The organism is Ruegeria sp. CF5, from assembly GCF_056537325.1.
On the sequence record NZ_JBQFRI010000010.1, the window covers coordinates 139,461 to 158,354 of the forward strand.

At 59.6% G+C, this 18,894-nt stretch carries 18 protein-coding genes; 15 read left to right on the forward strand and 3 right to left on the reverse strand.

What is annotated here, in order from left to right:
- Positions 1-13 precede the first annotated feature (13 nt).
- Together ACR0NW_RS20300 and ACR0NW_RS20305 are read right to left on the reverse strand one after the other, a co-directional pair.
- Positions 14-628, reverse strand: coding sequence for a glutathione S-transferase family protein (locus ACR0NW_RS20300; RefSeq protein ID WP_480452432.1), 615 nt, complete (start codon positions 626-628; stop codon positions 14-16).
- Positions 629-639: 11 nt separating this feature from the next.
- Entirely contained in the window at positions 640-1,290 is a 651-nt protein-coding gene (locus ACR0NW_RS20305; RefSeq protein ID WP_480452433.1) for a histidine phosphatase family protein, read from the reverse strand.
- Positions 1,291-1,448: 158 nt separating this feature from the next.
- Between ACR0NW_RS20305 and ACR0NW_RS20310 the strand changes: the two genes are divergently transcribed.
- From ACR0NW_RS20310 to ACR0NW_RS20380, 15 genes are all read left to right on the forward strand, one after another.
- Positions 1,449-2,633, forward strand: a complete 1,185-nt coding sequence (locus ACR0NW_RS20310; protein WP_480452435.1) for a Zn-dependent hydrolase — start codon at positions 1,449-1,451, stop codon at positions 2,631-2,633.
- Between the two features lie 448 nt (positions 2,634-3,081).
- Entirely contained in the window at positions 3,082-4,464 is a 1,383-nt protein-coding gene (lpdA, locus tag ACR0NW_RS20315; protein ID WP_480452436.1) for a dihydrolipoyl dehydrogenase, read from the forward strand.
- Between the two features lie 15 nt (positions 4,465-4,479).
- Entirely contained in the window at positions 4,480-5,424 is a 945-nt protein-coding gene (lipA, locus tag ACR0NW_RS20320; RefSeq protein WP_480452438.1) for a lipoyl synthase, read from the forward strand.
- A 25-nt stretch (positions 5,425-5,449) separates the two neighbouring features.
- Positions 5,450-6,856, forward strand: a complete 1,407-nt coding sequence (locus ACR0NW_RS20325) for an alanine/glycine:cation symporter family protein (protein WP_170655834.1) — start codon at positions 5,450-5,452, stop codon at positions 6,854-6,856.
- A 69-nt stretch (positions 6,857-6,925) separates the two neighbouring features.
- Entirely contained in the window at positions 6,926-7,339 is a 414-nt protein-coding gene (locus ACR0NW_RS20330) for a universal stress protein (protein WP_480452440.1), read from the forward strand.
- A 31-nt stretch (positions 7,340-7,370) separates the two neighbouring features.
- Positions 7,371-8,468 (forward strand): glycine cleavage system aminomethyltransferase GcvT, encoded by a 1,098-nt coding sequence (gene gcvT / locus ACR0NW_RS20335; protein ID WP_170655830.1) that lies wholly within the window; start codon positions 7,371-7,373, stop codon positions 8,466-8,468.
- Positions 8,469-8,486: 18 nt separating this feature from the next.
- A complete protein-coding gene (gcvH, locus tag ACR0NW_RS20340) occupies positions 8,487-8,852 on the forward strand; it encodes a glycine cleavage system protein GcvH (protein ID WP_170655828.1) in 366 nt (121 codons plus the stop codon).
- A gap of 80 nt (positions 8,853-8,932) precedes the next feature.
- Positions 8,933-11,788, forward strand: coding sequence for an aminomethyl-transferring glycine dehydrogenase (gcvP, locus tag ACR0NW_RS20345; protein ID WP_480452442.1), 2,856 nt, complete (start codon positions 8,933-8,935; stop codon positions 11,786-11,788).
- Between the two features lie 69 nt (positions 11,789-11,857).
- Positions 11,858-12,838, forward strand: a complete 981-nt coding sequence (locus ACR0NW_RS20350; RefSeq protein ID WP_480452444.1) for a GlxA family transcriptional regulator — start codon at positions 11,858-11,860, stop codon at positions 12,836-12,838.
- A gap of 133 nt (positions 12,839-12,971) precedes the next feature.
- Positions 12,972-13,952, forward strand: coding sequence for a biotin synthase BioB (gene bioB / locus ACR0NW_RS20355; protein WP_480452445.1), 981 nt, complete (start codon positions 12,972-12,974; stop codon positions 13,950-13,952).
- The gene (locus ACR0NW_RS20360; protein WP_480452446.1) at positions 13,949-15,079 is read left to right on the forward strand and encodes an 8-amino-7-oxononanoate synthase; all 1,131 of its coding nucleotides are present in this window, start codon (positions 13,949-13,951) and stop codon (positions 15,077-15,079) included. Before bioB ends, ACR0NW_RS20360 begins: the two co-directional genes overlap by 4 nt.
- The gene (gene bioD / locus ACR0NW_RS20365; protein WP_480452447.1) at positions 15,076-15,696 is read left to right on the forward strand and encodes a dethiobiotin synthase; all 621 of its coding nucleotides are present in this window, start codon (positions 15,076-15,078) and stop codon (positions 15,694-15,696) included. The genes ACR0NW_RS20360 and bioD overlap by 4 nt, the downstream gene beginning before the upstream one ends.
- Positions 15,693-16,979 carry an adenosylmethionine--8-amino-7-oxononanoate transaminase gene (gene bioA, locus ACR0NW_RS20370; RefSeq protein WP_480452449.1) on the forward strand — a complete coding sequence of 429 codons (1,287 nt, stop codon included), beginning with the start codon at positions 15,693-15,695 and terminating at the stop codon, positions 16,977-16,979. Before bioD ends, bioA begins: the two co-directional genes overlap by 4 nt.
- Complete coding sequence (locus ACR0NW_RS20375; RefSeq protein WP_480452451.1) at positions 16,976-17,596, forward strand: pimeloyl-ACP methyl esterase BioG family protein; 621 nt, start codon at positions 16,976-16,978, stop codon at positions 17,594-17,596. Before bioA ends, ACR0NW_RS20375 begins: the two co-directional genes overlap by 4 nt.
- Positions 17,593-18,363: a methyltransferase gene (locus tag ACR0NW_RS20380; RefSeq protein ID WP_480452452.1), complete on the forward strand. Its 771-nt coding sequence runs from the start codon at positions 17,593-17,595 to the stop codon at positions 18,361-18,363. The genes ACR0NW_RS20375 and ACR0NW_RS20380 overlap by 4 nt, the downstream gene beginning before the upstream one ends.
- Before the next feature lie 134 nt (positions 18,364-18,497).
- Here the strand turns inward: ACR0NW_RS20380 and ACR0NW_RS20385 are convergent.
- Positions 18,498-18,894, reverse strand: a 397-nt coding sequence (locus ACR0NW_RS20385) for an amino acid ABC transporter ATP-binding protein (protein ID WP_480791876.1), incomplete at its 5' end; no start/stop codon positions are given.

Consider the following 18,894-nt stretch of genomic DNA (forward strand, 5'->3'; position numbering starts at 1 on the left):
GTGTTTCCTTTTGTCAGAGCATACCGGCGGCTTTGACCGCCTGTACCGAGGGGCGTGTTTCCATCGCAGCACGGAACGCGACGATTTTGGGAAAGGCCGAAACGTCCACACCGTCGCCTTCCAGCCAGCTGCAGACCACATAAAGGTAAGGATCGGCCAGGCTGAACCTCTCGCCCAGCACGAAGGGGCCGCGCAACCCGTTCGCCTCGATATATTTGCACGAGGCGGTCATTGTCTGCGGGACCTTGGCCGTCATGTCTTTCCAGCTTGGCTTTTTGTCGGCCCAGCGTGCGCCGCGAAGTTTATGTGCGTGATTCACATGCATAGTAGAGGCGAGATAATACATCACCTCGCGCATCCGCGCTGCCATTACGGCGTCTTCCGGGATCAGGCGCGCCTCGGGTGCGGCGGCGGCAACAAAATCTAGCAGAGCCCCGGTTTCTGTCAGGATGCCGCCGTCAACCACCAGCGCCGGTACGCGCCCTTTGGGGTTGATCTGTTTGTAAGCCGGTTTCGTCTGTTCGGCGCTGGCAAAATCGACCCGTACGGGTTCATAGTCCAGACCGGCCTCTTCCAGTGCGATTGCTACGGCGATTGAAATAGTTCGCGGGGCATAGAAGAGTTGCATCGAAAACTCCGTCAGAGATGGGTCTGCGCGTATTGCCGCTCTGGTGCTTCCAGATGCGGGACGGCGTTGAACAGCACGGGGCTGAGATGTGTGCCAATCGGGTACAGACGATGCATCGACGTGTTCATGATGGCAAGGGCGACGCGTGCCATCGCCTGTATGTCCAGTCCCATCGCCTGGCGCACCACCATCGAGATCAAGCCGCCGGATGTCACGACGATGGCGGGTCCGCCTTCGGTGCCGATCTCGCGCAAGGCGTCTGAAACCCGCGCTTCGAATTCGGCAAAGGTTTCCGGCGGATTTTCGATTTCACCTCTTGCCCAGGCTTCGAATGTCATCGGCAGGTGTTCGACAAATCCTTCGCGGTCTTCCGGGATCGGAACACCGTGCTGTTCCTGAAACAACTGGGCAAGCGCAAAATATTCCACTTCGTTCAGTCGTGGGTCTTTTACGGGTTGCGATAATCCCATGCTTTGGGCGGTTTCGCCATGGCGGACAAGCGTTCCGCAGTACACGCGGTTATGATGAGCGCGGGTTTCGTGCAAATGCGCCCCCAGCCAGCGCGCCTGCTGATGACCCAGTTCGCTCAGTTTGTCATAGCTTTCCTCGTCACGTGCTTCGGTGTTGGCCTGGCCGTGACGGATTAGTGTGATGTGGGACATGGGCCGCTCCTCTTGCGGCAACTCTTAGGGGAGGTTTTGGTTGGGGACCAGAGGTGTCGGACGCCATTCGTGCGAAAACCTGCGCCGTTGCGTCCGGGCATCTTGTTGATGGGGCTGATGGTAATATCTTGAGCATGACCCGATGACAGGAGGCAGCCATGGCAGTGAATGAAGAACGGTTTCTTGCGGACCTGCATCAGCTGCGAAGCTTTGGCGCGTCAGGCGTTGGCAAGGGCGTCGTTCGCCCGGCTTATTCCGAGGCGGATATTGACGCGCGAAAGTGGCTGGCAGGACGTATGGAAGAGGCCGGGCTGAACGCGCATTTCGATCCGGTCGGCAACCTCTTTGGCTTGGCAGATGGGCCGTCGCTCCTGCTGGGTTCGCATTCCGACAGCCAGCCAGAGGGTGGCTGGCTTGATGGCGCGCTGGGTGTGATTGCCGCATTGGAAGTGGCGCGTTCGGCTGATCGCCCCGTGTCAGTTGTCAGCTTTCAGGACGAAGAGGGGCGCTTTGGCGTGACAACGGGGTCTGCGATATGGTCCGGGCAGCTGTCTTTGTCCGAGGCCAATGAATTGACGGATCATGCGGGTGTCACACTGGGGGCCGCCCGGGCAGCTATGGGCGAACTCGTGTCCGGATTTGTTGAACCCGACCGCTTTACCGGCTTTGTCGAAATGCACATTGAACAAGGTCCCACGCTGGATGCCGAAGGTGATCAGATAGGTGTCGTGACAGATATTGTCGGCATTCGGGACATGACGATCCGGTTTGACGGGCAGCAAAACCATGCGGGGACCACCCCTATGCATCTGCGTAGGGATGCCTTTCAGGCGCTGGGCGAGTTCACCGCTCTTATCAATGAGCGTTTCCGGAATGTGGTCACGCCACGCACGGTCTGGACCATCGGGCATGTGTCTGTTCATCCAAACGCATCGTCTATCGTACCCGGACAGGTACGGTTTTCCATGCAGTGGCGGGACAGCGAGGCCGAGCGCTTGGGCCGGATGGAACACACTATCCGCGAGACCGCGCAGGAGGTTTCCGCCAAAAGGGGCGTTGATCTGCATTTCGGGCAAATGTTGGGGCTTGAGCCTGTCGCCATGGACAAACGTTTGCAGCAGGCGCTGGAGGTCGGAGCCGAAGCTGTGGCGCCCGGAAAGTGGCGGCGGATGCCGTCAGGGGCATTGCACGACGCCACCAATGTTTCGAGGCTGATGCCGGTTGCAATGCTGTTCGTGCCATCGATTGACGGTATCAGTCACGACTTTGCGGAAAATACGGCCGAGTCGGATCTGGTGGCCGGGTTGAAGGTTTTGGAACAGGCAGTCGCCAAACTGACCTGAAAAAACAGTTCTACCAAAGAGAGAATGCAGGCTGATTCCCTTTGCGGAAACCGGTCTGTGTCGCTTCGGAAACAGGGCTGATGCTGAAACTCGCGGCAATCGCAGGCCAAGCGGCGCCCTGTAACTTTCACCGTTTTTGAATGTTCGCGAAGCGATGGTTGGATGGCTTAAAATTTGGTGATCACCCTAACCTGTTGAATCTTTGTCGAAAAGAAGTCTCCGGCCGCTCCCGTCGGAATTTCTCGGCGTTTACCTTCTTCCTTAAGGAGGTTCGCGCGACCCGAAAGTTCTCAAAATTTTCCCAAACAGTCTTTGTATTCGTAAAGGTGAATACTGGGCACTTTTGAATACAAATGTTGATTAAGGAGAAAAAGTTTCCTATAGGAGACGAAATCATCGCGCGCCATCCTATGCCGCGATGCTGGGATACGAACTGGGAGGGACATTGATGAGCGCATATGACCTGATCGTGATCGGCGGCGGACCTGGTGGCTATGTCGCGGCTATCCGAGCGGCTCAATTGGGGATGAAGGTGGCCTGTGTCGAAGGCCGCGGCGCTCTGGGTGGCACTTGCCTGAATGTTGGGTGCATTCCTTCCAAAGCCTTGCTGACCTCCTCGGCCAAGTATGCCGAACTCTCCCATCTCTCCTCTCATGGCATTGCGGTCGAGGGGGCCAGCATCGATCTGGGCGCAATGATGGGGCGCAAGGACAAGATCGTGGGCGATCTGACCAAGGGGATCGGCTTCCTGTTCAAGAAGAACGGTGTTGAGCTGATCGAAGGATGGGCCAGCATTCCCGCTGCTGGTCAGGTTAAGGTGGGCGACGATATCCACGAGGCAAAGAACATCCTGATCGCAACCGGTTCCGAGCCGACCCCATTGCCGGGTATCGAGATTGACGAGGTGGATGTGCTCAGTTCGACTGGCGCGCTGGCTCTGGATACCGTGCCTGAGCATCTGGTCGTTATTGGCGCAGGGGTGATCGGACTGGAACTGGGGCAGGTCTGGGCGCGTCTTGGCGCCAAAGTTACCGTGGTTGAATACCTTGATCGCATCTTGCCGGGTATTGACGGCGAGATTGCCAAGCTGGCGCAGCGGGCGCTGTCCAAGCGGGGATTGAAATTCCAACTTGGCCGCGCGCTGAAGGCGGTAGACAAAACCGGCGATGTTCTGGCGCTGACCGTGGATCGTGTTGGTAAGGACAAGGAAGAAGTGATCGAAGCCGACAAGGTTTTGATCGCCGTTGGCCGTCGTCCTGTGACTCGCGGTCTGGGGCTGGAAGAACTGGGTGTCACCGTAAGCGCACGCGGGGTCATCGAGGTGGACGGCGCGTTCCAGACTACGGTTCCCGGCATCTATGCCATTGGCGACTGCATTCCCGGCCCGATGTTGGCCCACAAGGCCGAGGAAGACGGCGTTGCCTGTGTGGAGATGCTGGCCGGGCAGGCGGGACACGTCGATTACAACACGGTTCCCGGCGTGGTTTACACCGATCCCGAAGTGGCGTCCGTCGGTCAGACCGAAGAGGCGCTTAAAGAGGCAGGCACCGAGTACTCAGCTGGCAAGTTCGCTTTCATGGCCAATTCGCGCGCGCGCTCGACCGGTGAAACTGACGGTGCGGTAAAGGTGCTGGCCGATGCCAACGGGAAAATTCTGGGCGCACATATCTGCGGCGCGCATGGTGGTGACCTAATAGCCGAACTGGTTCTGGCGATGACCAAAGACGCGACCGTGTCCGAGGTTGCGGCCACCTGCCACGCGCATCCGGCGATGGGTGAGGCGGTCAAAGAGGCCTGCCTTGACGCCATGGGCCGTGCAATTCACGCATGAACTGAGGCCTGCCAGATGACCATCCAGCTCCGCCCGCGCCATCCGGAAAAGGCCAAAAAGGCCGACAGCGTGATCCCGCGCAAGCCAAAGTGGATTCGCAAGAAAAAAATCGAAAGCAGCGAGTATTACGAGACCCGCCGCTTGATGCGCGATCATGATCTGGCGACCGTGTGCGAAGAGGCGGCCTGCCCGAATATTGGTGAATGCTGGTCCAAGCGGCACGCAACCATGATGATCATGGGTGAAGTCTGTACCCGTGGCTGCTCATTCTGCAACGTGTCCACTGGGCGGCCTGACGCGCTGGATGTGTTCGAGCCGGGTCGGGTTGCCGCTGCAGTGAAAAAACTTGGGCTGCGCCACGTGGTCATCACGTCCGTTGACCGGGATGATCTGGCTGATGGCGGGGCCGAGCATATCGCGCAGACCATCCGCGCCGTGCGACATCAGAACCCTGAAACAACGGTCGAGGTGCTGACACCGGACTTTCTGGGCAAGGGCGCCGCGTCGAGTGCTGTTTTCGAGGCCGCACCGGATGTTTTCAACCACAATCTGGAAACGGTTCCACACCTATATCCGACTGTCCGGCCCGGTGCGCGCTATTACACATCGCTGCGTTTGCTGGACGATGCAAAACGCGCAAACCCCGGAATTTTCACAAAATCCGGACTTATGGTAGGGTTAGGGGAAAGTTTGAATGATGTACGACAGGTCATGGACGACCTGCGTGCGGCCAATGTCGATTTCCTGACCGTGGGCCAATATTTGCAGCCCACACCGAAACACCATCCGATCGACCGCTTTTGGTCGCCCGAAGAGTTTGAGCAACTGGAACAGATCGCCCGGTCCAAGGGCTTTCTACACGTGTCGGCGACACCGCTGACCCGGTCATCGTTCCACGCGGACGAAGATTTTGCCGCCCTCAAGCAGGCCCGCCAGCGGGTCGTCGCCAACGGGGCATAAACCTGACGCATATGGGAGGGAAACCATGGAAGCGTTAAATTCAATCGTAGGGGCCATAAATGGCGTCGTCTGGGGGGTGCCAATGTTGGTGCTCATCCTTGGCGCCGGCTTCTTCCTGCAGGTCGGCCTGAAATTCATGCCGATCCTGCGTGTCGGCACCGGCTTCAGGCTGTTGTTCCAGGGCCGCGAAGGCCAGGGTGACGGTCAGATCAGCCCGTTCAATGCGCTGATGACCTCGTTGTCGGCGACCATCGGTACGGGTAACATCGCCGGTGTGGCCACTGCTGTCTTCCTGGGCGGTCCGGGCGCCTTGTTCTGGATGTGGATGACCGCCCTGGTGGGCATGGCCACCAAATATGCCGAAGCCGTCTGTGCCGTGAAGTATCGCGAGCAGGACGAGCTGGGCAACTATGTCGGCGGCCCGATGTACTACATCAAAAACGGCCTGTCGTCGAACTGGCACTGGCTGGGCTGGGCCTTCGCCCTGTTCGGCGGTATTGCTGCATTCGGCATCGGCAACGGTGTTCAGGCCAACGGTGTGGCACAGGTTCTGGAATCGAACTTTGGCCTGAACACCTCGGTCACCGGCGTGGTTCTGATGGTTCTGACTGCAGCTGTGATCCTGGGTGGTATTACCCGCATCGGTGCTGTTGCCGGTAAGCTGGTTCCGTTTATGGCGGTTGCCTACATCATCGCTGGTCTGCTGGTTCTTCTGCTGAACATCGGTTCGGTCGGAGCAGCCATCGCAGACGTCTTTGCCTTTGCCTTTACACCTTGGGCCGCAAAAGGCGGTGCTGCAGGTGCGGCGGTATGGCTCGCGATCCGCTTTGGTGTGGCACGTGGTGTGTTCTCGAACGAAGCCGGTTTAGGTTCCGCTCCGATCGCCCACGCCGCAGCTGAAACCAAAGGTCCGGTCAACCAGGGCCTGATCGCGATGCTGGGTACGTTCATCGACACCATCATCGTCTGCTCGATCACCGGTCTGGCGATCATCTCGTCGGGTGCGCTGGACGCATCGGTCGAACTGTTCAACCAAGATCCTGAACTGGGTGTTTCCGGTGCAGCGCTGACCTCGTTGGCCTTTGAAACCACTCTGCCGGGCGTTGGTGGCTACCTGATCGCAATCGCACTGTCGATCTTTGCCTTCACCACCATTCTGGGCTGGTCGTTCTATGGCGAGAAATGCGTCGAGTTCCTGCTGGGCGTGAAGTCTCTGGTTCCCTACCGTGTGTTGTGGATCGTCATGATCTACTTCGGCGCAACGGCTGATCTGGGCTTCATCTGGCTGCTGGCGGATACGCTGAATGCGATGATGGCTCTGCCGAACCTGATCGCCCTGCTGTTGCTCAGCCCGGTTGTCTTCAAGCTGACGAAAGAGTTCTTCGCCAGCGGTGGCAAGTCGGAAGAACCCGGCGGCACCGCAGCCGAATAATCATCGACGGGGGGCCGTGTTGGCCCCCCGCCTCCTGAAATAGAATCTCAAATCTCGAGGAGACGATTGATGGCCACGAAAATCCTGCTGCCAATTGACCACACTGATGACCGCTCGTGGAAAAAAGCACTGCCGGTCGCACTGGAACAGGCGAAATTCTACGGTGCGGAACTGCACGCGGTTTCCGTCATTCCCGAGATCATCCAGCTGCCCAACCTTCCCGCCAACTACGGTGCCGGTGCTAAGGAGCACGTGCGCAAAGCCGTTCAGGCCATTCTGGACAATGGCAATGCCGTCGATGTGCCAGTGCATATCGAAGAGGGCAGTGTTTACCGCGAAATTCTGAAACTCGCTCACAAGGACGGTTATGACCTGATTGTGATGGCATCGGCCAAAGGCGACTTCCCCAATTACGAAATTGGTCCTAACCTTGCCCGTGTCGTGCGCAATGCACATTGCACGGTCATGGTTGTCCGCGACTGACCTGAACACGAAATATGGAAAGGCTCATGCCATGACTGATGCGCCCAAACGCACCCCCCTTTACGACCTGCATGTGGAACTTGGCGGTAAGATGGTCGATTTTGCCGGATGGGAAATGCCGGTGCAGTATCCCATGGGCATCATGGGCGAGCACAAGCAATGCCGGGAAAAGGCCGCACTGTTCGACGTGTCGCACATGGGTCAGGTGATCCTGCGCGGCGAAAACGTTGGCGAAAAGCTCGAAGCGATCTGCCCGCAGGCCTATGCGACCCTGAAAGAAGGCAAGGCGCGTTACGGTTTCTTCACCAACGAAGAAGGCGGGATCATGGACGACCTGATCGTGTCGAACGCGGGTGATCATTTCTTTGTAGTGGTGAACGCCGCCCTGCGCCATCAGGACATCCCGCATATGAAGGCCAATCTGGATGGCGTCGAAGTGACCGAAATCTTCGACCGCGCGCTGGTCGCGGTGCAGGGTCCAAAAGCCGAGGATGTTGTGGGCGATCTCTGCCCTGCCGCCCGTGACCTGAAGTTCATGGAAACCACCGTTGCAGACATCAACGGCGTCGAATGCCGTATCTCGCGTCTGGGGTATACCGGCGAGGACGGATACGAAATCTCGATCCCCGAGGACAAGGCCGTCGAAATTTCGAAAGCCTTTTTGGCGCATGACGATTGTGAACCGGCGGGTCTTGGCGCACGCGACAGCCTGCGGCTCGAGGCCGGTCTGTGCCTATACGGCAATGACATCGACCAGTCCACGTCGCCGGTTGAGGCGTCCCTGTCATGGGCCATGCAGAAGCGCCGCAAGGAAGAAGGCGGATTCCCGGGCGCCGCGCGCGTACAAAAGGAACTGGCCGAAGGCGCCGCGCGCAAACTGGTCGGCATCAAGCCAGAAGGCCGCGCCCCTGCCCGTCAGGGCGTCGAGGTGCAATGCGCCGAAGGCAACACCATCGGTCAGATCACCTCGGGCAGCTTTGGTCCCACCGTCGGCGGCCCGGTCGCCATGGGCTATGTCTCGGCCGGCCATGGCGAGCCAGGTGAAAAAGTGAACCTCATCATTCGCGGCAAGGCACAACCGGCGGAAATCGTCGCCCTGCCCTTTGTTACTCAGAACTACAAGCGCTGAAGTCAGGAGAGATAAAACATGGCAACCTACTATTCGGAAGAGCACGAATGGGTCACCGTCGAAGGTGACGTCGCAACCATCGGTATCACCCAGCACGCCGCAGACCAGTTGGGCGAAATCGTCTTTGTCGAGCAGAAAGAGTCCGGCGACGATTTTGAAAAAGGTGACGAGATCGGCGTGATCGAGTCGGTCAAGGCCGCGTCCGAAATTTATGCTCCTGTCGACGGCGAAGTGATCGAGGCAAACGAGGTGCTTGCCGATAATCCCGGTGCGCTGAACGAAAGCCCCGAAGGCGACGCCTGGATCTACAAGATCAAACTGTCGGACGCCTCTCAGCTTGAGGATCTGATGGATCTGGACGGCTACAAGGCCCTGATCGGCTGATCCTTCCTCTTGCCCAAAATATCCCCGCCGGAGGCTTCCGCAGTCTCCGCCGGGCCTGAGTTTTCCAAAGGAGCGCTGAAATGGCCTTCAAACTGACCGATTACGAAGCCTATGACTTCGCCAATCGCCGTCATATCGGACCGTCCCCAAAAGAGATGGCCGACATGCTCAAGGTGATCGGCTTCAAAACGCTGGATGATCTGATCGACGCCACCGTCCCCCCCGCCATCCGTCAGGCGGAGGCGCTGGACTGGGGTCCGGCAATGACCGAGCGGGATGCGCTCTTTCACATGAAAGAGGTGGCCAGCAAGAACAAGGTTCTGACCTCGCTGATCGGGCAGGGATATTACGGCACCACCACCCCGGCGCCGATCCTGCGCAACATCCTTGAAAACCCGGCATGGTACACTGCGTATACGCCTTATCAGCCCGAGATTTCGCAGGGCCGCCTTGAAGCACTTCTGAACTATCAGACCATGGTCAGCGATCTGACCGGTCTGGATGTGGCCAACGCATCGCTGCTGGACGAAGCCACTGCGGCTGCCGAAGCCATGACTATGGCCAAACGCGGCGGACGGTCCAAGGCAAACAATGCTGCCTTCTTCGTCGACAAGAACTGCCACCCGCAGACCATCGCGGTGATCAAGACCCGCGCCGAGCCTCTGGGCATCGACGTGCAGGTTGCCGATCCGGCCGAACTGGACGCAGGCGCAGTGTTCGGCGCGATCTTCCAGTATCCCGGTACCTATGGCCATGTGCGCGACTTCACCAATGAAATCGCCGCTCTGCATGAACACAAGGCGATCGCCATTGTCGCGGCTGACATTCTGTCGCTAGCCCTGTTGAAATCACCAGGCGAGATGGGTGCCGATATCGCCATCGGCTCGACCCAGCGCTTTGGCGTTCCCATGGGCTATGGTGGCCCCCACGCCGCCTACATGGCGACGACCGACAAGCTGAAACGCGCCATGCCCGGCCGCATCATCGGTGTGTCCATCGATGCGCGTGGCAACAAGGCCTATCGTCTGGCGCTGCAGACCCGTGAACAGCACATCCGCCGCGAAAAGGCGAACTCGAACGTTTGTACGGCACAGGCGCTGCTGGCGGTGATTGCATCGATGTACGCGGTCTATCATGGCCCCGATGGCATCAAGGCCATCGCGCAATCGGTGCACCGCAAAACATCGCGCATGGCGGCTGGCCTAGAAGAGGCAGGCTTTGCCGTGGAACCAGAGGTGTTCTTCGACACCATTACCGTTGAGGTCGGCCACCTGCAGACCGTGGTGATGGAGGCCGCTGTGGCCCGTGGCGTCAACCTGCGCAAGGTTGGTGAGACCAAGGTCGGCATCAGCCTGGACGAACAGACCCGCCCCGAGACCATCGAGGCCGTCTGGGGTGCCTTCGGCATCGATCGCAAGGATGACAGCTCGAACAAGGTCTACCGCCTGCCGGAACACGCGCTTCGTGAAAGCGCCTATCTGACCCACGAGATCTTCCACAAGAACCGGGCCGAGGCCGAGATCACCCGCTATATGCGCCGCCTCGCCGACCGCGACCTGGCGCTGGACCGGGCGATGATCCCGCTGGGCTCCTGCACCATGAAGCTGAACGCGACGATCGAGATGATCCCGGTCACCTGGCCCGAGTTCGGCAACCTGCACCCGTTCTGCCCCGAAGATCAGGCGCAGGGCTATCACGAGATGATTGCGGATCTGAACGACAAGCTGTGCCAGATCACCGGCTATGACGCGATCAGCCAGCAGCCCAACTCGGGCGCGCAGGGTGAATATGCGGGTCTGCTGACCATCCGAAGCTACCACGCTTCGCGTGGTGAGGCGCACCGCAATGTCTGCCTGATCCCGACCTCGGCGCACGGTACCAATCCGGCGTCCGCGCAGATGGTGGGCTATCAGGTTGTGCCGGTGAAGGCAGATGACAAAGGCAACATCGACATCGCCGATTTCCGCGAGAAGGCCGAAAAGCACTCGGACAACCTCGCCGCCTGCATGATCACCTATCCGTCCACCCACGGCGTGTTCGAGGAGACGGTGCAGGAGGTCTGCCAGATCACCCACGATCACGGCGGTCAGGTCTATATCGACGGGGCGAACATGAACGCCATGGTCGGTCTGGCCCAGCCGGGCAAGATCGGCGGCGACGTCAGCCACCTGAACCTGCACAAGACCTTCTGCATCCCGCATGGCGGCGGCGGCCCCGGCATGGGTCCGATCGGCGTCAAGGCGCATCTGGAAGAGCACCTGCCCGGCCACCCGGAATACGGCACGGCCGTGGGTCCGGTCTCGGCCGCGCCTTTCGGATCTCCGTCCATTCTGCCGGTCAGCTGGGCCTATGTGCTGCTGATGGGTGGGGCAGGTCTGACGCAGGCGACCAAGGTGGCAATCCTGAACGCCAACTATATCGCGGCGCGGCTCAAGGATGCTTATCCGATCCTCTACACGTCCGAGACGGGCCGTGTGGCGCATGAGTGCATCCTGGACACCCGTCCGCTGGATGAACAGGGTCACGTTACCGTGGATGATATCGCCAAGCGTCTGGTCGACAGTGGCTTCCACGCACCGACCATGTCCTGGCCGGTTGCCGGTACGCTGATGGTGGAACCCACCGAGTCCGAGCCCAAGGACGAGCTGGACCGTTTCTGCGATGCCATGCTCTCGATCCGGGCCGAGGCGCAGGAGATCATCGACGGCAAGATCGACGCCGAAAACAACCCGCTGAAAAACGCACCCCACACGGTGCGCGATCTGGTGGGCGAATGGGACCGTCCCTATACCCGCGAACAGGCTTGCTTCCCTGCGGGTAACCTGGGTGTGGACAAGTACTGGTCCCCGGTTAATCGCGTCGATAACGCCTATGGCGACCGCAATCTCATCTGCACATGTCCGCCAATGTCGGACTACGAAGAAGACGCCGCCTGATTTCAGGCAGCGCCCGCCCCGCCGGATACACCGGCGGGGCGATCCGAACACTCGCAACAGGAGGCAGACATGACCTATTGCGCATCCGTATTACCCGCCGATGCGACGATCCCGTCGCCTGACACGCGAAAGCACAATATCGACATCATCCTGCCCGAGGGCGCGCCCGCCGCAACGGCGAAGATGATCGAAGACGTTTTCCGCGCCGCCAATGATCTGTTACCTGAAAGGCAGTACCAAGTTGCCTTGCGCGACCTGAGCGGCCAGCCCGTCGAGGATCCGCGCTACTGGTCGCGGCGAACGGTAGTCTTTCTCGGCGATATCCACAGCCGCTGGACGCTGCGCTCCGAAGAACGTGCGCGGGTACATCAGATTCTGCGCCTGGCGCGCCGGATCGTGCTGGTAGGAGGGGCGGTGTTCATTCTGAGCGAAACCGGCCAGCAGAGCCGCCACGCATGCGCGGTTCATCCGAACTTTGTTGCAGCAGCCAGCGAAGAACACCTGTCCGAGGCCGAGGATGGAGCCCATCTGTGTTCCGACGGCAAGCTGTTCAGCGCGATCAGCCCGGTGGCGGCGCTCAGGCTTTCGCTGGATATCGTCGCAAGCGATCATGGCGCCTTTATCGCGGATTCCCTGAGTGCATATATCGGCTTTTCCGAGGCCCACGCGCAGCGGCCACACAGCAGGGTTTCGCTTGGTCTGCTTCAACAGGCCCGTGGCGACCAGCTTATCAATGCAAGTCTGGAGCTGATGCAGGAGCATCTTGAAGAGCCTCTGCGCATTGACGATCTGGCGCGAGAGCTGGGCGTTTCGACTCGCAAGCTGCAGCGCCGATTTCTGGAACGTACCGGAAACAGCCCCCTGACGGCTTATCGCGCCTTGCGCATCGAACGGGCGCATCAGCTTTTGAAACACACCAGTTTGCCGCTGTCGGAAATTGTTGTCGCGACAGGGTTTGGCACCTGTTCAAATCTCGCGCGCTGGTTTCGGCAGGAAGTTGGGGAAAGCCCAAAGACGGTACGTCAGCGTGCCTTTGCAGGTGCCGCCTGATCGTCACGCGGGCCCTGACGCGGTTGCGAGGAATTGTCCGGAATCCTGCCTGCGGCAACAATTCGTGTTGTGCCGGTGAATATAATCGATAAAAAATCCACAACCGGAATCTATGTGGAAAATTATCGATAAAATGACCCAGGCCCAGACTCCTTGGACCCGTGACGAGGCTCAGCGTCTTTACGATCTGCCCTTCATGGAACTTCTCTATCAAGCCCAGACAGTTCATCGTGCGAATTTCGATCCGAACCAGGTCCAGATGTCGCGCTTGCTGTCGATCAAAACCGGCGGCTGCGCCGAGGATTGCGCCTATTGTTCGCAATCGGCGCGAAACGGCTCAAAGCTGTCCGCCTCGAAGCTTATTGAGGTCGAGCGAGTTCTGTCGCAGGCAAAAAAAGCGCGCGAAGCGGGCGCAACCCGGTTCTGCATGGGGGCTGCTTGGCGCGAGCCTAAGGATCGCGATATGGATGCGCTGGTCGCCATGGTCGAGGGCGTCAAGGACATGGGCATGGAAACCTGCATGACCCTTGGCATGCTGGACGATACGCAGGTCGTGCAGCTGCGCGATGCCGGGCTGGATTACTACAACCACAACATCGACACGTCCGAGCGTTACTACCCCGAGGTCATCACGACCCGCACATTTGCTGACCGCATCGATACTCTGAACCGCGTCAAGGACGCCGGCATCAAGGTGTGTTCGGGTGGCATTCTGGGAATGGGCGAAGAGGAAAGCGACCGTCTGGATATGCTGGTGACACTGGCCAATCTGCCCGCCCCCCCGGATTCGGTTCCGATCAACATGCTGATGCCGCAAGCGGACACGCCGCTGGCCGATGCAGAACCGGTCGATCCCATCGACTTTGTGCGCATCATAGCCGTCGCGCGGATCATGATGCCCCAATCGCATGTACGCCTGTCCGCCGGTCGCACCGACATGAGCGATGAGATGCAGGCGATGTGCTTTTTCGCCGGGGCCAACTCGATCTTCGTGGGGGAAACGCTGCTGACGGCGGAAAACCCCGAGGAAGATACCGATATGCTTCTGTTCTCCAAACTGGGTATTCAGCCGATGGAGCCCGAGGCACACAATCAAATGGACGCTGCCGAATGAAGACAACGGACCGGCTGGATGGCGCGCTGCAGGCGATGGCGGCGCGGCACCGGTTGCGGCACCTGATGCCGCAGCGGGGGCTGGACTTTGCGTCCAACGACTATCTGGGTCTGGCCGGTTCGACTCTGCTGAGGCAGGCGGCATCGGATGCGCTGGCGCGGGACGTACCGCTTGGCGCGGGCGGGTCGCGCCTATTGCGCGGCAACCATCCGGAGCACACCGCGCTCGAGGCTGAGGCCGCTGAATTTTTTGATACCGAAGCTGCGCTTTTCATGGGCGGCGGGTTTCAGGCCAATCAGGCGATCTTTTCCACTTTGCCCGCTGCGGGCGATCTGATCCTTCATGATGCTCTGGTACATGCCAGCGCCCATGAGGGAATGCGGCTGGGCCGCGCTGAAACCAAATCTTTCCCTCACAATGACGTCCCGGCCGCGCGGCAGGTTCTGGCGAAATGGCGGGCTGATGGTGGAACCGGGCAACTGTGGGTTGCGGTCGAAAGCGTCTATTCCATGGAAGGCGATCTTGCCCCGCTTGGTGAGCTAGCAACTTTCTGTCGGGAAGAGGGCGCGGTGCTGGTCGTTGACGAAGCGCATGCAACCGGTGTTTTTGGCCCTATGGGCAAGGGGCTGGCGCACGGGCTGGATGCCGAAGTGTTGACCCTGCACACCTGCGGCAAGGCGCTTGGGGCGTCGGGTGGCCTGATCTGCGGAGCGAAGGTGATGATCGACATGCTGATCAACCGCGCCCGGCCGTTCTTTTTTGCCACGGCACCCTCACCGCTGAACGCGGCTGTGGTGCGTGCCAGCCTTCATGCCTTGCAGGATCAGCCCAATCTGGTTCGGGACGCCCAGAGCAGGCGCGACTTTGCCCATGCCGAGGCCGGCAGGCTTTGCGGTCTGAGCACGCTCAACAGCCAGATCATTCCGGTCCTCGTCGGCTCGGATGCACGGGCAATGGAATGGGCAAGCGAACTTCAGGCGCTGGGTTTTGATGTTCGGGGCATTCGACCGCCGACCGTACCGAAGGGCACGTCCCGGTTGCGGATCTCCATCACCGGCAACGTGAGCGAAGCAGAAATCTCGGCCCTGTTCCAGGCCATAGCACATCAGCAAGCAGAGGCCGCATGAATACTCTTGTAGTGACCGGAACCGATACGGGCGTGGGCAAGACGGTGTTTGCCGCCGGATTGACCCGAGCCCTTGGCGCGACCTATTGGAAGCCGGTTCAATCGGGCCTCGAGGATGCGACCGATACCGAAACCGTCGGGGCATTGTCAGGTTGCCGGACCCTGCCTGAGACCTACCGGCTCAAGCTTCCGGCCTCGCCGCACTTGTCTGCCGAGGCCGAGCAGACCGAAATCGACTCCTCGCGACTGGACCTGCCGCAGGTCGATGGCCCGTTGGTTGTCGAAGGGGCAGGCGGGCTGATGGTGCCGTTGAACCGTCAGGTGTTTTACCTTGATCTCTTTGCCCAGTGGGGCGCGCCTGTCATTCTTGTTGCACGCACGGCGCTGGGGACGATCAATCATACGGCGTTGTCTTTGAAGGCTTTGCGCGCGACCGGTTGCCCGGTCGTCGGCGTCGCCTTTGTCGGGGGCCCGGAGCCGGAAGTTGAACAGACCATCGCAGAGATGTGCGAGGTCAGACACCTTGGCAGGCTCGGCCATATACCCGACCTCACGCCGGACACCCTGTCTGGCGCGTTCGGGGCCATCGATATGGCGGCCATCCGGGGGGCGTTATGACACCATTGGAATTTGATGCCCGCCACCTTTGGCACCCTTACACAAACGTCGCTGAACCCGGACCGATGCATTTGATTTCGGAAACCGACGGCGTATGGCTGATCCGTGACGATGGAACGCGCATGATCGACGCCATGTCCTCATGGTGGTGCGCAATTCACGGGCACGGCCACCCGGCCATCATCTCGGCCATGCAGCGGCAGATTGGTCAGATGCCGCATGTGATGTTCGGCGGCCTGACCCATTCCCCAGCGATCGAGCTTGGCCGCAAGATGGTCAACCTGTTGCCGGACGGGCTGGACAGGATTTTCTATTGCGACAGCGGCTCTGTCTCGGTCGAGGTCGCGCTGAAAATGGCGGTTCAGCACCAAAAGGCCAAAGGCAACGATCACAAGGTCGAGTTTGCCACCATCATGGGCGGCTATCACGGCGACACGTGGAAAGCGATGAGCGTCTGCGATCCCGTCAACGGCATGCATGGCCTTTTCCGCGGCGCTTTGTCGATCCAGCACTTCCTGCCCCGTCCCGTAACCAGATTGGGTTCCGACTGGCCGCAAGATCCGGCGGTAAACGGGCTGGCCGCGCTGGAGAAGTTGCTGAAAGACAAAGGCGCGCAAATTGCGGGGCTGATTGTTGAGCCGGTCGTGCAGGGGGCGGGGGGGATGTATTTTTACCACCCCGAATGGCTGCGCGGGGCAAAAGCACTGTGCGAAGCACATGACGTCTTGCTGATCTTTGACGAAATCGCGACCGGTTTCGGCCGAACGGGCGAACTATTTGCCATGACGCTCGCAGGTGTGGTGCCCGATATCGTGTGTCTGGGCAAAGCTCTGACGGGCGGCCACATTTCTTTTGCGGCGACCGTTGCAACCAATGACGTTGCCGTGGGCATCGGCCAAAGCGAGGCCGGGGTGTTCATGCACGGCCCCACCTATATGGCAAATCCTCTGGCCTGTGCTGCCGGTATCGCCAGCCTCAGCCTTTTGGAGGATGGTGGGTGGCGACAACGCGTGGCCCGTATTGCCGATCAGATGCGTGCGGAACTGGCCCCGGCCCAAGATATCGCAGGCGTGGCAGATGTGCGTGTTCTGGGCGCGATCGGCGTGATCGAGATGGAAACCACAGTTGATCCCAAGGTTGCCCATCGGTTGGCCCCGGAAACCGGCGTCTGGCTGCGCCCGTTCGGACGCAACATCTATTGCATGCCGCCCTATGTCATTTCACCCGACGAACTCAGCCGGGTCACTTCGGCGATGGTATCGCTGGCGAGGCAGCACGCATGAGAACACAGTGGCTCGCACGAAGGGGAACGAAGGATCTGACGCTGGTGTTCGGCGGCTGGGGACTTGGTGCTGCTCCTTTCGCCGGGCTTGTTGGGCCGGATGACGTTCTGTTCGTGGATGACTACACCCGGATTGAGCAGGAAATCCCGGAAACCGATGACTATGATCGCGTTGGTTTGCTGGCCTATTCGTTTGGTGTCGCATCGGCAGCCCACTGGATGGATTGGGCAGGGGTGAAACCCGCGCGCAAGGTTGCCGTGAATGGAACACTGTACCCGGCCGACGAAACCCGTGGCATTGCGCCTGAAACCGTCACGGCAACCGCCGATGGCCTGACAGTCGACAGCTTTGCCAGATTCTGCCGCCGCGCCGGGATGCGCGGACCTGTTCCGGCCATAGATATTCCTGCGGCACAGACAGAACTAAGGACGATTGCAGATCGCGGCCCATGCAAAGACAGATCATTTGATGTCATCTGGATTTCCGAGCGTGACCGTATCGTTCCCGCACAGGCGCAAATGACAGCGTGGAAGGATCAGGCCGCCGCTATTCGGCGCATTCCAAAACCACACCAGCCGTTTGAAGACGCGCAACTCTGGCAGGACTGGCTGCAATGACCGCAATGTTGGCAGATCGTGTTGAGCGCAGTTTCAGCCGCAGCTTTCAAAGTTATCACGCGGCCGCTGGTCAGCAGCAGCGCATCGCGCAGAATCTGGTTCACAGCATGTCCGGTCTTGGTGCGCCCGATACCTTCGCGAACGCCTTCGAAATTGGCTGCGGCACTGGCCACCTGACACACGCCCTGTCCGAACAATTTTCCATTTCCAAGCTGACGGTCAATGACCTGATGGACGAGGCGCGCCATACAGCAGATGAAGTTTCCGCCAGTTTTGTCCACGGTGATGCCCGAAAAGTTGAATGGCCGGTCAGTCCCGACCTGATCGCGTCCGCCTCGGTCATACAATGGATGGAAGATCCGATGGCCTTGTTGCGGCGGGCGGCCCTTGCGTTAGCACCTGGCGGATGGGTTGCCGTCTCCGGCTTTGGCCCGGATCAGTATAGGGAACTGGTCCAACTGGGTTCAACCGCGCGCGCACCGGGGCTTTGCTCGGCGCGCATGTTGGCGGCGGCTCTTGAGGCCGCCTTGCCGGGTGGCTTCGACATCGTCAAAGCAGATGAAAATCGTAACAGTCTCTGGTTCCAAACGCCGCGCCACGTTCTCAGACATCTGCGCGAAACCGGTGTTAACGGCAAGGCTTCGGCGATCTGGACCCGGGCGCGTCTGTCTCAATTCAGCGCTGACTATTTAGCGGAGTTTGGCACGAAAAACGGAGTTTGCCTTACCTATCATCCCGTGTGGATCGTCGCGCGCAAGCGGTACTGATGTGCTTTTGCCGAAATTGCACGGGACTATAGCGGCAGCGTTGTTGAACTACGGCTCAATTCTGAGACGTAAGTGCAGTTAACTCAATTAGCTGTTTGGTCTGCAAGCGGCATGAACAAATGTCGCCTTCCATGCTAATGCCCCAAGATCTGGCTGAGGAACAGCTTGGTGCGCTCTGACTGTGGGTTGTTGAAGAACTCTTCGGGTTCGTTCTGTTCCACGATCTGACCGGCGTCCATGAAAATCACGCGGTTGGCGACCTGGCGGGCAAAGCCCATCTCATGCGTCACACACAGCATGGTCATGCCTTCCTCGGCCAGTTCGATCATGGTGTCGAGCACCTCTTTGATCATCTCGGGGTCCAGCGCCGATGTTGGTTCATCGAACAACATGATCCGCGGCATCATGCAGAGCGAGCGTGCAATCGCCACACGCTGCTGCTGACCGCCCGAAAGCTGGCCGGGATACTTGTCGGCCTGTTCCGGGATTTTCACCTTTTCCAGGAAATGCATCGCGCGCTCTTCGGCCTCT